Source organism: Clostridium estertheticum, assembly GCF_018861295.1.
Lineage (GTDB): Bacteria > Bacillota > Clostridia > Clostridiales > Clostridiaceae > Clostridium_AD > Clostridium_AD estertheticum_D.
Genome location: NZ_JAHLDM010000005.1, coordinates 79205 through 93336, shown reverse-complemented (window position 1 = coordinate 93336; position 14132 = coordinate 79205). Strand labels below are relative to the sequence as shown.

Sequence of the window (14132 nt, the reverse complement as noted above, 5' to 3'; positions counted from 1 at the left end):
TGAACCTTTAGAATGATTTGTGCACAATTATATTTGCTCAAATGACACACTTTTTAAGTTAAAATAGTATATTAATATATATAATATTTTTAATAAATTCTTTTAAACATAAGGCTTTTTTAATAATTTTAAGGAGTGAATCCTATGAAGATTGCAATTGATGCTAGAGGCATCAATTTATATAATGGAACTGGTATTGGGACTTATACAGAAAATGTACTTAAAAATTTAATTAACATAGATTCTGTTAATAATTACCACGTTTTTTGGTCAGGTAATAATTTTGAAAGTATAAAAAAAGAGAACTGCAAAATAATAATGACATCAAAAAAACATCAAAGATTCTTTGAGGATTATTATTTCCCAGAAAATATTTCAAAAGAAAACATAGATATATATCATATGCCACAAAACGGCATAGGTTTTTCACAGGCCATATCTTGCAAGAAAGTAGTAACTATACATGATTTGATTCCATATGTTATGCCTGAAACAGTCGGACGAGGCTATTTACTGAAATTTTTAAAAGAGATGCCAATAATTATAGGTAACTCTGATGGAATAATAACGGTATCTGAATTTTCAAAACGAGATATTCTTAAATATTTCCCAATAGATGAATCTAAAATCTTTGTAACTCCATTGGCTGCGGACGCAAAATATAAACCCCTGGATAAACTTCACTGTAAAAATTTTTTAGAAAAAGCATATAATTTAAATAATCCATTTATACTCTATGTCGGTGGTTTTAGCGAGAGAAAAAATGTAGCCTCTGCAATAACTGCTTTTTCTAAGGTATATAAAGATTTAAGTGAAAATTACAATTTAGTTATTGTAGGTGATTATAGAGACTCTGGTCAAAAATTAATGAAACTTACAAATGAACTAAACATGTTGTCTCATGTTATTTTCGCAGGTTTTGTACCTGAAGAACATTTACCTCTTTTTTACAACAGCTGTGATGCCATTATCTATCCATCTTTTTATGAAGGATTTGGACTTCCCCCACTTGAAGCAATGAATTGTGGAACTCCTGTTATAGCCTCTAATCTTACCTCCATTCCAGAAGTTGTAGGCGATACTGGTATTTTAATAAATCCCTATGATATTGAAGGTATCTCTCTTGCCATAGGGAACCTTTTAAGTAGTGAAAATTTGAGATCTGAACTTAGTGCTAAGGCATTACTAAGAGCTAAACAATTTTCATGGCAAAACACTGCTGGTCGTACCCTTAAAGTCTATGAGAGTGTTTACAAAGGTGCTTCTACCTCATAGTTAAAAAAGTATGAATTTCCCCTAAGTGACTTGTAATATTTCCATCACAGAAAAAAGTCACCTGAATTCCAGATGACTTTTTCCTTTTGATTCAATATACTATCTTGAATATGTTTTATAATTCAAGAAACATACTTACTAAATTTATTTATTTTTTTTACCAAACCAGGTCTTGCCCACTGTCCACGCTGTTATTACTGCGCCTAAAAGGATAGCTACTATTCCCGCTCTATCTTCCATTGGAATACCTCCTCACCTCATATATAACTACAAGTTTAACCCAATTGTACCATACAACCTATAGTTATATGGTAATATCGGTTAAAGTATACAAATCATACACTATTAACTTATAATATTATTTGCTTATTGTAAATTAATAGTGTATGCTGATTTGTTAAGGAGTTGTGATATATGAATATAAGAGATTTAGAATATTTTTATTATTTATGCCAAAATAAAAATTTCACAAAAACTGCAGAAATGCTTTTTGTTTCCCAGCCTTCAATAACAATGGCACTACATAAAATTGAAAAAGAACTAGGAGAAAGACTTATAATTAGAGATCATTCTAAAGCACAACTTTCCTTAACTGAAGCTGGAAAAATCCTTGAGAAACGAGCATACAATGTTCTACATGAAATAAAAGCAGCAAAACTTGAAATATCAAGAATAAGTGGAGCAAAAATAAAATTAGGAGTTCCACCGATGATTGGTGCTTATTTTTTTCCGTCTTTTATGAAGGTGTTAGATATAAATGGTCTTGTGAACCATATTGAACTTGTTGAAACAGGTTCCACAGCGATGAAAAAATTACTAGATTCTGGTGAAGTTGATATTGCATTAATAGGTTCCATTGAGCCTTTAAAAGATAATGACCTTAATACCACTATTTTAAAAACAGATCAATTCATGGTTTGTACAAGTAATAGTCATCCACTTTTAAGTAAACATGAAATTAACTTTAATCAACTTAAAGATGAGCGTTTTACGGTCCTAGGTGATTCATATATTCATAATAAAGTAATAAAAGATCTTTGTTTGAAAAATGGTATTGACATGAAAGATTTCTATTACACAACTGAAATACAAACAGCAAAATCCCTAATAGCTTCTGGAGTTGGTATAGGAATAATGATCAATATGGCAGTAGAAAATATGGCATCAATAAAAACAGTCTCTCTAGTTCCAGCTATAAATTTTTATATATCTATTGCTGTAAAAAAAGAACATTATATGACTTCTATTGAAAAAGAAATAATGGGGATACTGCTTGAAAAGTAAAAACAGCCCCTTTAACGACATTTTAGAAGGAAAGTCTCCCTCTTCTATAAGTTGGAGTATAAATATCCTTCTGAAGTCGTTAATATTGCAGCTCCGCAGGAGATGATTTAATCTATTTTATTTGTAAATTGGTTCCCAAATACTATCTTCCACTGCCTTTTTAACATCTACAATTTCAATTCGATTTAACCCTTCTTTAATTGCTTGCTTCACCACAGCAATTGCTACAAGTTTTGATGCTTCTCTAACTTTTTCAACTGAAGGTAAAATTGCAGCTCCCGTCTTTGAAAAATCTTGAAGAGATGCTATTCCATGAGCGGCTGCAGATAACATTCCATCGGATACAGTCTTAGCTTTTGCAACTATTATACCAAGTCCTAATCCTGGATATAATAACGCATTGTTAGCCTGGCCAATAGTGTATGTTACCCCCTTATGCTCAATTGGTTCAGATGGGCTTCCAGTTACAACTAATGCACGTCCATCTGTCCATTTTATTAAGTCTATAGCTTTTGCTTCTGCAAGTTTAGTAGGATTTGAAATAGGCATAATAGCAGGTTTTTCATTTAACTCTGCCATTTTTCTTACGGCTTCTTCTGTGAATGCACCGGTTACTCCAGAAGTTCCAATAAGTACTGTAGGCTTAGTAGCCTCTACTATCTCAGCAAGATTAGTAAGTGGTTTTTTAAATTCACCTCTGGCTCTTGCATATTTTTTCTGACCCTCAGTAAGATTATCCATATCTTGCGTAATAAGACCAAAGCGATCAACAAGATAGAATTGCTTTATTGCGTTTTCTTCTGATAATCCACTTTGCATTTTTTCAAGTAATATCTGATCTGATACGCCTATCCCTGCAGTACCACCACCAAAAACTAATATTTTGTGATCTTTAATTGGTATACCAGTAACCTCGGCAATAGCACTCATTGCTGATACCATCATAACCCCAGTCCCCTGTATATCGTCATTAAACGTACAAATCTTTGATCTGTAATTTTCAAGAATGGCACTTGCGTTGCCACGCCCAAGGTCTTCCCAATGAAGAAGTACTTCAGGAAATAACTCAAGAACAATCTTTACAAATTTATCAATAAAGTCATAGTATTTTTCTCCAGTGATTCTTTTGTGTTTATTTCCAAGATAAAGCGGATCATTTAAAAGTGCCTCGTTGTTTGTTCCGGAATCTATTACTATAGGAAGAGCATTTTTAGGATTAACACCTGCAGCTACCGTATATACGGCAAGCTTTCCTATAGATATATCAACTCCTTGAACACCCCAATCCCCTATTCCAAGAACTCCTTCACCATCAGTAACAACAATCAATTTTATTTCATCAAGATCTTTTAAAGAGTTTTCAATAGATTTTTTAATATCTTCAGGGTGATCTATTGAAAGGAAAACAGCCTCCTTTGGAGTATCATAGATTTTTGAATAGTTTATTACTGCATCACCTATAGTTGGAGTATATATTATAGGAAGAAATTCAGTAATATGTTTACCTATAACATAGCTGAAAAGCGTTTTGTTAGTGTCATATAAATTCATAAGGTAATTACGTTTTTCTAATTTGTCTTCAAAATCTTTAGTTCTTTGATAAATCATCTGTTCTTGCTGCTCAATAGTTCTTACATCGTTTGGTAATAATCCTGTAAGTTCATACCTTTTTCTTTCTTCCTTTGTAAACGCAGTTCCTTTGTTTAAATAAGGATTTCTTAATAAGTCTTGGCCTTTTAAATTTGTCATTTAATACCACTCCTTTAAATTTTCTTTCTTTTACATTTAACTCTATTATACTTTTATTTTTTTTTATAACAAATATAGATTATTTATTACGTTATAAAAAAAATTTATAACATGGCAAATATGATGATAAATTATCCCTAACAAAAAAAATAGTTACTCACTTAACCGAAGGCTATAATAACCATCGGTTAAGTAAGTAACTTATCTTTATACTTAGATAAATCTAGTTTATAACTTATTTATAATACTTGCTAAATATCCTGCTCCAAACCCATTGTCTATATTAACAACACTTACTCCACTAGAGCAGCTATTTAACATACTAAGTAGTGCAGCAAGCCCTTTAAAGCTAGCTCCGTACCCTACACTTGTTGGAACAGCTATAACTGGTTTATCAACTAATCCTCCAACAACACTTGTTAGTGCACCTTCCATTCCTGCCACAGTTATAATTACCTTAGCGCGCCTTATAACGTCTAAATTGTCAAAAAGCCTATGAATACCCGCTACACCTACATCATAAATTCTCTCAACTCTATTTCCAAAAATTTCAGCAGTAACAGCGGCTTCTTCCGCAACAGGTATATCAGACGTTCCTCCTGTTACTAGTGCAATGTATGTGCTCGAGGGTTCATCATCCTTTCTTTTAATTACAATCGTTCTTGCAAGTTCATTATACTGGGCATCACCACATATTTCTTTAACACCCTCATACATAACCCTGGTAGCCCTTGTGCCAAGAATGTTAACATCCTTAGTAAGCATTAGACTTACTATTCCTTTTATCTGCTCCACAGTTTTACCTTCACAATATATAACCTCTGGATACCCAACTCTAAGTTCTCTATGATTATCTATTTTTGCAAACCCTAAATCTGAATAAGACAGATCTTTTAACTTATCCATACCATCTTCAATAGATATGTCACCATTTTTTATATTTTTAAGAAAGTTCTCCATCTCTTTTGAATTCATATGTTACCCACCTTTTTAAATTTAAAGTCCCCTTATTTTATCCTTTAATATAATATAATATTATATTTCATTTCTTAATTTCTCGTATACTTCACTTATAGGTACCCCGGTACTTTTAGCTATTCTCTTGCATTCTTCGTACTCAAACTTGCTTTTTATTTTTTCGCCTTTATAATAAGATTCTTTTACGGTAACTTCGCCATAACTAGTATTTATTTTAATAAACTCCCTTTTAAGTTTTGTTTTATCTACTTTAAAACTTCTTACTCCAAGGGTAGTAGTTTCTCTAAACAGTATTTCCTTCATCCTGGTAGTTTTATCTTCCTCACATAAAATACTTATTTTTACGCTTGGTCTCCCTTTTTTCATTATAATTGGAGTTATATATGCATCCAAAGCGCCCTCGTTAAAAACCATATCAATAATATACTCATATAACTCAGGATTCATATCATCTATATTACATTCAATGATTTGCTCTACTGTTTCATCATCATATTCCTCGTTACTTACTTTATCTGCTTGCTCTACTAACATTACTCTTAACACATTAGGTATTTCAGTATCTCTGTTACCTATACCATAACCAATTTTATTTATAATAAAATTATTATCATCTTTAAATTCACAGACGTTAGCTGCAAGAATAGCAGCACCAGTAGGGGTTGTAGTTTCAAATGGTACTGCTCCAAGTTTTACTGGAATCCCCTTCAAAATCTCAACAGTAGCAGGTGCTGGTACTGGTATAAGACCATGTGCACACTTAACGAACCCACCACCAAGTTCTACAGAAGAACTCATTATTTTATCAACATTTAAATAATTTAAACAAATAGCAGCTCCCACTATATCCACGATAGAATCTACCGCTCCTACCTCATGAAAATGGATTTCATATAATGGTTTTCCATGAACCTTTGCCTCAGCTAGTGCAACCTTCATAAATATTTTCATACTTAATTCTTTAACTTTAGAACTTAACTCACTTAAATTTATAATTTTCTCTATATCATTAAGATTTCTTTGTTCCTTATGAATATGCTCAATACCTGTATGTACATGTGTATGAGCGCCTTCATTGTCATTGTGGATATGTTCATGATTATGTTCACCATGAGAATCCTCGTGATGGTGATCATGAAGATGTAACTCACTAACTTCCTCATGAGAATGTTCATGGTTATGCTCTTGCAAAAGCACATCTACCTTGGTTCCCTCTATGCCTTTTCTAATATCCCTTGATACCTTTATTTCATATCCATTTAAATTGAGCTTACTCAATTCATCCACTAAATATTTCCCATCTATACCTAAATCTAGTAATGCCCCTAAATTCATATCCCCACTAATACCCGAAAAACAATCATAATAAAGTATTTTCATTCTAACCCACTCCATTTCTTTTGTATTTATTACATTGTACCAAATAAATAAATAATATAGGATAAATTTTTCTTTAAAATAAAATAAAAGAAGAAAATTGTCTATTACAATTTTCTCCTCATAAATTAATTATGTCACTTTTTGATTTTGTAACATACAGCTTTGTTTTTCAACTTCCATATAAATTTTCTCAACATTTTCACCAAAACACTTAGAAGATAATGGTTCTATTCCATCATAAGCATTTTTCACCATTAAATCATGTTCCTCTTTATTAATTAAAACTTCAGATAATATTTTGGCTAAGTCTTCATCTTTATAAAATACTCTTCCATTAATTCTATCTTTGATTATACCATCCAAGTTCTTATCATACTTAGCTACAACAGGAATTTGTGCCGCCATTGCTTCTGCAAAAGTTAATCCTTGTGTCTCTGTAAGAGATGCACCTACAAACACATCACCCATCTGATAATACTTCCCAATTTCTGACCAAGGTTTTTCACCAGCAAATACTACAGATTTCTCAATACCTAAATGTTTAGCTAACGTTTCTAAATTTTCACGCTCTGGTCCATCACCAACAAGAAGCAATTTACAATTTGGTATTTTTCGGATTAGTTCATTCATACTATTTATAATTACATCTATACTTTTTTCCTTAGCTATACGTCCAATATACAATACAACTGGTTGGGTTTCATTTATTCCAAAAGATTTTTTTTCATCGTTAATAAGTTCTTCATCAAAGTTACTTTTTCTGAAGGGTTCTATATTAACTCCTGTAGGTATTACATCTATATGTCTTCTTAAGCCATACTGCTGCAATGCATCTTTCACCTTTTTGGTAGGTACTATTATAGCACTGCAATCCCTACAGTATAGCTTACTTACCTTTTTCGCTAATTGTGATGCAGGCTTAAGCATTATACCACTAGACACATAATGGATATAATCTTCATACATTGTATGATAAGTATGAACTACAGGAATACCTAATCTTCTAGCAACTATTCTCCCAAAGATACCTATACTAAATTCTGTTTGTGTATGTATTATATCTAAGTCTAGTTTTTTTATCTTATTCATGCTTTTATGTGAATATATTATCCCCACCCTTTGAGAAGGTAAAAGGAAGAATGGCAAACTAGGTAGTCTTATTATACCTTCCTTCTCCTCTACATCCGGGTGTGTAACTGTAACAATAGTTACGCTATGTCCAAGCCTAATTAATTCATTTCTTAGTATCATAGTAGAAGTAACCACTCCACTTACTTGTGGATAATAAGCATCAGTAAAAATTCCAATATTCATAATCAGTCCCCTTTAATTACTATAATTTCCTTATGAAAATTCTTCATTTAATAAGCATTAATACTCTTGCTTATTCATTCATAAACGCAGAAAAATCAAAAATTAACAGGAGTAAAAGGTAGTTAATTTCCATAATAGTATAGTAATAATTATATTAATACATGTGAAGAATAAAAACACATTTTATTAATTTACCTATCCTTTTTTAGCCATGCTTTTTTATAAAAACTTTTCCACATACCAAGTACGCTCTCTCTAGAATAAAAATCGTGCCCACAAATCGCCCTTTTTTTAGCCTGCTCGTAATAATTGGAATCATTTTTTAATTTTTGTATAGCCTTCATGAAACCTTCATTATCGTGCTCTTTTAAGTAATAGTCAAATAATATATCTTCATAAAGTTCTAGATCTCTTAAAAGCACTGGAGTAGATGTATTCATCGCTTCAAGTATTGACATAGGAAAAAGCTCATTATATGATGGCATAAAAAGAACATCCGATACATTATATATATCATTCATCAAATCTCTATCAACTATTCCTGTGAATAAAATGTTTTTAGGTGCAGTCTCCATTTGACTTTTTAATTCCTTATATCCATCGGTAATACCTCCAAAAGAAAATCCACCTGCCCAGATAAATTGTACATCCGGCATTTTTTTTGCGATGTCAATAAAATCAATAACACCTTTTCTGGTTTGTATTTGACCAACTCCAAGCACAACAAACGCATCTCTATCAATTTTCAGCTTTTCCTTCGCTATATATTTCTTTTCAACTGAAAGATTATAAAATTTTTCAGTTGAAACAAAGTTAGGAATATACGTAATCTTTTTTCTATCGATATTGTAAGCCTCAAGTCTTGGTATAAAATTAGGATTTACTGTAACTAAATAATCCATTTTTTTATAAAAACTTATAATATATTTATAAAAAATCTTTTTTATTATATTAGGTAATTTAATACTTCCTTCAATAGTTTCTGGCAAAAAATGCACATAACCCACTGTTACGCCTTTTCTTTTAGCAAAATATATACTTAAATAATGCTTAAGGTCGATAGTATGATAATGCATTATATCGGTTCTTTCTTTTTTATTTACCACAACTTTATATTCTTTATCTAATCCATTCCTGACTAAATCTACTTGTTCTAAGTAAGCTGACCCTACTCCTTGACCTTTTACTTTGTCTGCTGATGACAGCATATTTATAGTAGGCATAATAGTCACTCCAATCTAATTAACCTTGTTATTATATTATTGTACTCTATTTTTATTAAATATTGATTAATATTACCTTAAAAATTCCTTAAATTTTTTAAACATACTATAAATATCCAGCAAAATAAATATTTTCATTAATTTACCACTTATATTTAAATATAAAATGCAGATAATATTTTGGTAGCAATTTAAATAAAAAAGTGGAGGTAATAAATATTATGAATACTGAAAATAAGCAACTTGAAAGTAACAACTTAAAAGTAATTAAAGATCAGTTAGGATATGAATCATTGCTTAATAAAAAATTTAATGAATATGGTACACAATGCACTGATCAGAATTTAAAAAATCTTTGTACTGAAGCTAGTAGTACACACAAACAAAATTTTAATACATTAAAGACATACCTTGATTCTCATCAATAATATATAAATGGAGGGATATTAAATGACTGAAAAAGAATTAATGCAAGACTTACTTGCTTCTGAAAAACAAACTATTACAGCTTATAGTACAGGAATAACTGAATCTTCTTGTGCAAATTTAAGGAATACACTAATTGGTAATTTTAAAAATGATCAAAACATTCAATATATGATATTTGATGCTATGAAACAAAAGGGATGGTATCCTACAAAGGATGCTGCCGATAATGAAGTTCAACAATTAAAAGATGAAGCCAACCAAATGTTGAGTGAATTAAAATAATTACCTATAATATAATAATTCTTTATTAGCTCCAAAAACCCTCTAACTATAATAATATGTTAGAGGGTTTTTCACTATTTTCACAATTACCACACCTATACTTCTATAAATTGCTTGTATATCGTAGGCTTATTCTTTATTCTATTTTGTTTATATCCATCGCAAGCGATAATTAAAAGTATTATCCCTACAAATGTGAATATACAATGAATCTCTATTGCATACTCTCCACCTATTGATGAAAAGAATGAAGACAATGAAAGAGCAAGAAAATTATTTATAAAATGTGCAAATATGCTTAAATAAATTGACTTCTTATTTAAATATATAAATCCAAGAACTAATCCTAATAAAAAAGCATTTATTCCTTGGGGAATGTTCATATGAACAACTGCAAATAATAATGCAGATACCACAATTGCCACAGCTGGATTTGTTTTTTTAGACATTCCTTTTAATAAAATCCCTCTAAAAATAATTTCTTCATATATAGGTGCTACGATTATAACACTAATTATTAATATAATAGGTGATACAGCAAGTTCATCCACCGCCTGATTTATAAAACTCGGCGTAGATATACCGCTTACCAAAAATATCAAACTGTTATCAAATATAAGTCGAAACGATATAATCATAAGTGTTGCATAAACAAAATTTTTCCAATTCAAATGTGGTTTATGCTTTTCCTCATTTGCTCTATTACTAAGCCATTTAAGTAAAACAATAATAACATAATATTTTACCAACACACCAAAAACAAAAATTACATAGGGCAACGTTTTTTCAAATCTCCCAGAGAATAAATTCGTAATCTCTATAGGAACCTGTCCAAATACCTCTAGTAAAATTGATAGAAACATTACAAATAGAGCTTTAATAATTCCCATTTTTTTAATATTGATTGTTCCATCTTCTATGTTTTCTAAAAATTTCATTTAATCACACTCTCTATTTTTTTGTAATCTTCAACCTCTTTAATAGATTTTACTATATCACTTCCATTAATATTATTACATATACAACAATATTCTTTATACTCTATGCTTTATGATAATACTATATATCTTTATTTTAATTAATATATTTTTTATCTATATATAATTTACCTTGTTCTATAAATTCGATACTATGGTCTCCTAAACTAATGTAGACCTCACCATCCTTTCTCCTATTACAATCTAAAGTGTACCATATATTTTATAAAATGATGTTAACTCAATAAAAATTTTACTATACATACTACTATTATCTATTTGTTTTTTCTACAAAACAAAAAAAATCTATGTTTCTATATATTGTGATTTACAATATATAAAAACACAGATTGATATTAAATTATTTATTTACCTATAAATTCTTGAGTCCAATAAATAGCTCCACTTTTATCTTTTGCTACTCCAACTCCAATATCAGTAAAATTCTTACCTAAAATATTAGCTTTGTGTCCTGGCGAATTCATCCAAGAAGTCATTACTGAAGATGCTGTTTGTTGACCCATTGCAATGTTTTCACCAGCTGCTTTATATGTAATACCGAATTGTTTCATCATGTCAAAAGGTGAACCATATGTTGGTGATGTATGATCGAAATAGTTTTTAGCTACCATATCCTCTGACTTAGTTCTAGCTACATTTGAAAGCTTAACATTATCAGTTAAAGGAGCTAGTCCTTGTTTTGATCTTTCCTTATTAACTAATGTTACTACTTCTTTTTCTAATTTGTTATTTGCTGTTGAAGTTGATGCTACTGGGGTTGTTGTTGCCTTTGTAGCGGTCGTCTTTGCAGGTGTCGTCTTCGTAGGCACTGCCTTTGCAGGAGTTGCCTTTGTAGTCGCTGCTTTGACAGGAGCAGTTTTTGTAGGTGTTGCCTTGCAAGGCGCCGCTACCTGACCCTTAACTGCCGCCCCCTTTGGAACTGCAATCCCGTACTTAGCGCATATAGCTTGTATACTTTCTACTGAGTTAGCTTGTTTTACTGTACCACAATCTTGTGCGTACACCGTTGAACCTATTCCTGTTGTTGCTAAAATGCCTAAAGTTAATATTAATGCTCTTAAAGATTTCTTCATCTTTTGTACCTCACCCTCTAATTTTATTATACAAAGCATGTTTTTTCTTTGTATACCTATACTAACATCTAAATGAGGTTTGCGGTTTATTTATTGGTGGAAATTTTGTAATATTATGTCGTAATTTCATATAATTTCAGTTAAAAAGGAGTAAAAAAATAACACAACATATAAAAATTCTTATATATTGTGTTATTTTTTTATAATTATTAGTTTAGGCTCCAGCTAAATGAACCTTTAAGATTACCAGTTGCTATATTGCCAGATTGTTTTGGAGTTACTTTGTTATGATTTCTAAGAAATCCCCAGCCTTTATTGTTAGTAGCTGTGCAGTTTGTAACTGTAATTAATCCACCATTTGAACCATTAGGTCCTAATTTAAAACCATTTCCATCTCCACTACCACCCGATCCACTATTAATTGCTTTACAGCCAATAAAAGTTATATTTGCACCAGCCGTATATGTATCATAGCCGTCATCACTATTACCTGAAGCTGAACAATTTTTCAAAGTGATATTTTTTGCTCCATTTTTTATTCCAAAACCATCAGCACTTTCACCTGAGTTTGCAGCATCATAATTGTTGTTTGATACGCATCCCTCTATAAGTATGTTTGATACATTATTTTTAGCTTCAATACCAGCAAATTCAGCTTTAGTTACTGTGCAGTTTTTTAAAGTTTTACCTGAACAATCTTGTATGCTAATTCCTTGTCTTTGAGGGCTATTAATAGTTATTCCTGTAATACTAGCGTTAGCTACTATAGCTATAGTATCATTTGGACAACCAGAAGCATCAATTACAACTTTATTAGCAATTATATCCTTTGTGACCTTGACGCCTCTAGTAAGTTTGTAATTACCAGCTGGTATTGTTCCACCTTTTTCTAACAGTGTTGCAATATCAGTAGCCGCATTTGCTTTTAATGGTACACCTCCTATAGATATCGATGCCGTTAATGCCAAAACGGAAAGAATTGCTATTACTCTGTTCTTCATTTAATACACACTCCTTAAATTTAATTATTTCAAGACTAAGTGCGGCTTTATAAAAAATTCCATTAAAAAAACCATACTTAAATCATTGATTCATATGGACTCGTTTACAACTTGATTATACCTCCATAAATGTTATGAATTCCATTGTAATAATAAAATAACAGATTTCGATAACATACGATATATATAATCCATTCGTAATATATTTTCAGAATAATTAAAACTTAATAATTTTACATTAATTACTTAATACCTAATATTTTTTATATAAAATTTTATCTAGAATACGTTAATTACCTTTATGGTGTTGTTTACTACAATATTAAAAATACAAACATTTTTTTGATATAATGTAAGCAGGTGATTAAATGGAAAATTTATCAATAAAATATGCCAACAAAATAAATAAATATGCAAAAAAGAATGGTTTAGAATTCGAAAAAATGAGATTAGGTATTGAAATCTTTCTAATAAATATCTCCAAGCTGTTAATAGTAATTTCTATATCTTATATTCTTAATTTATTTCTTTTTACATTGATAATAATTTTTAGTTTTTGTTTTATAAGAAGAACTGCGTTTGGATTACATGCTATGAACAGTATTGTTTGTACAGTAATTACTATTGCCGCTTTCGTAGGCACCCCTTACATAAGTAAATATATTATGGTAAACAATTATATGGTATTACTATTTTTTACTATATCTATACTTATTTTATATAAATATGCACCATCGGATACAGAAGCAAGACCTATTTTAGGTGAAAAACTTAGAAGGAAGCTTAGGAGAGATTCGCTCTTATCAGGCTGTACATTATTGATATTAGCTTTGGTTATAGATAACGGAAGTATAAAAACGTTAATTACTTTAGGAACGTTAATGGAATGTATAAGTATACATCCTTTAATTTATAAAATTTGTGGTAGGAGGTATAAAAATTATGAAAAATATGAAAACTAGTTTTTTTAATAATTTCGAAGAAAAAATTTCCAAATCAATAGGCTCTCTTGCAATAAAAATTACAGATCATTCAATGGGTAAATGTTCTGCAATTGCATTTTATGAACCAAAATTTCCAATAGAGTTATTAAAAGAAGAAGCTAACAAAAATAAATAATATTTTTCTAAAAGCACTGTAGCAATA

At 30.4% G+C, this 14132-nt stretch carries 14 protein-coding genes; 6 read left to right on the top strand and 8 right to left on the bottom strand.

What is annotated here, in order from left to right:
- Positions 1–144 precede the first annotated feature (144 nt).
- Positions 145–1275: a glycosyltransferase family 4 protein gene (locus tag KPL54_RS07210; RefSeq protein WP_216105930.1), complete on the top strand. Its 1131-nt coding sequence runs from the start codon at positions 145–147 to the stop codon at positions 1273–1275.
- Between the two features lie 414 nt (positions 1276–1689).
- Complete coding sequence (locus tag KPL54_RS07205) at positions 1690–2559, top strand: LysR family transcriptional regulator (RefSeq protein WP_216105929.1); 870 nt, start codon at positions 1690–1692, stop codon at positions 2557–2559.
- Positions 2560–2676: 117 nt separating this feature from the next.
- Here KPL54_RS07205 and KPL54_RS07200 read toward each other — a convergent pair whose 3' ends face one another.
- From KPL54_RS07200 to KPL54_RS07180, 5 genes are all read right to left on the bottom strand, one after another.
- Positions 2677–4308 (bottom strand): NAD-dependent malic enzyme, encoded by a 1632-nt coding sequence (locus KPL54_RS07200; RefSeq protein WP_216105928.1) that lies wholly within the window; start codon positions 4306–4308, stop codon positions 2677–2679.
- 228 nt (positions 4309–4536) lie between these two features.
- Complete coding sequence (gene larB, locus KPL54_RS07195) at positions 4537–5283, bottom strand: nickel pincer cofactor biosynthesis protein LarB (RefSeq protein WP_216105927.1); 747 nt, start codon at positions 5281–5283, stop codon at positions 4537–4539.
- Positions 5284–5343: 60 nt separating this feature from the next.
- Positions 5344–6666 carry a nickel pincer cofactor biosynthesis protein LarC gene (larC, locus tag KPL54_RS07190; protein WP_216105926.1) on the bottom strand — a complete coding sequence of 441 codons (1323 nt, stop codon included), beginning with the start codon at positions 6664–6666 and terminating at the stop codon, positions 5344–5346.
- Between the two features lie 129 nt (positions 6667–6795).
- Positions 6796–7980 carry a glycosyltransferase family 4 protein gene (locus KPL54_RS07185; RefSeq protein ID WP_216105925.1) on the bottom strand — a complete coding sequence of 395 codons (1185 nt, stop codon included), beginning with the start codon at positions 7978–7980 and terminating at the stop codon, positions 6796–6798.
- Between the two features lie 191 nt (positions 7981–8171).
- Positions 8172–9203: a glycosyltransferase family 4 protein gene (locus KPL54_RS07180; protein ID WP_216105924.1), complete on the bottom strand. Its 1032-nt coding sequence runs from the start codon at positions 9201–9203 to the stop codon at positions 8172–8174.
- 221 nt (positions 9204–9424) lie between these two features.
- On the opposite strand from KPL54_RS07180, the gene KPL54_RS07175 reads away from it, so the two are divergent.
- On the top strand, positions 9425–9631 hold the full coding sequence (locus tag KPL54_RS07175; RefSeq protein WP_216105923.1) for a hypothetical protein: 207 nt from the start codon (positions 9425–9427) through the stop codon (positions 9629–9631).
- Between the two features lie 22 nt (positions 9632–9653).
- Positions 9654–9914 (top strand): spore coat protein, encoded by a 261-nt coding sequence (locus KPL54_RS07170; protein WP_216105922.1) that lies wholly within the window; start codon positions 9654–9656, stop codon positions 9912–9914.
- A 95-nt stretch (positions 9915–10009) separates the two neighbouring features.
- On the opposite strand, the gene KPL54_RS07165 is transcribed toward KPL54_RS07170, so the two are convergent.
- From KPL54_RS07165 to KPL54_RS07155, 3 genes are all read right to left on the bottom strand, one after another.
- Positions 10010–10852 (bottom strand): CPBP family intramembrane glutamic endopeptidase, encoded by an 843-nt coding sequence (locus KPL54_RS07165; RefSeq protein WP_216105921.1) that lies wholly within the window; start codon positions 10850–10852, stop codon positions 10010–10012.
- A gap of 404 nt (positions 10853–11256) precedes the next feature.
- Positions 11257–11985: a CAP domain-containing protein gene (locus tag KPL54_RS07160; RefSeq protein WP_253203378.1), complete on the bottom strand. Its 729-nt coding sequence runs from the start codon at positions 11983–11985 to the stop codon at positions 11257–11259.
- A 209-nt stretch (positions 11986–12194) separates the two neighbouring features.
- A complete protein-coding gene (locus tag KPL54_RS07155) occupies positions 12195–12986 on the bottom strand; it encodes a right-handed parallel beta-helix repeat-containing protein (RefSeq protein WP_216105919.1) in 792 nt (263 codons plus the stop codon).
- A 368-nt stretch (positions 12987–13354) separates the two neighbouring features.
- On the opposite strand from KPL54_RS07155, the gene KPL54_RS07150 reads away from it, so the two are divergent.
- Both KPL54_RS07150 and KPL54_RS07145 read left to right on the top strand, forming a co-directional pair.
- Positions 13355–13948 (top strand): accessory gene regulator B family protein, encoded by a 594-nt coding sequence (locus tag KPL54_RS07150; RefSeq protein ID WP_216105918.1) that lies wholly within the window; start codon positions 13355–13357, stop codon positions 13946–13948.
- On the top strand, positions 13929–14105 hold the full coding sequence (locus tag KPL54_RS07145; protein WP_216105917.1) for a cyclic lactone autoinducer peptide: 177 nt from the start codon (positions 13929–13931) through the stop codon (positions 14103–14105). Before KPL54_RS07150 ends, KPL54_RS07145 begins: the two co-directional genes overlap by 20 nt.
- Positions 14106–14132: the final 27 nt, after the last annotated feature.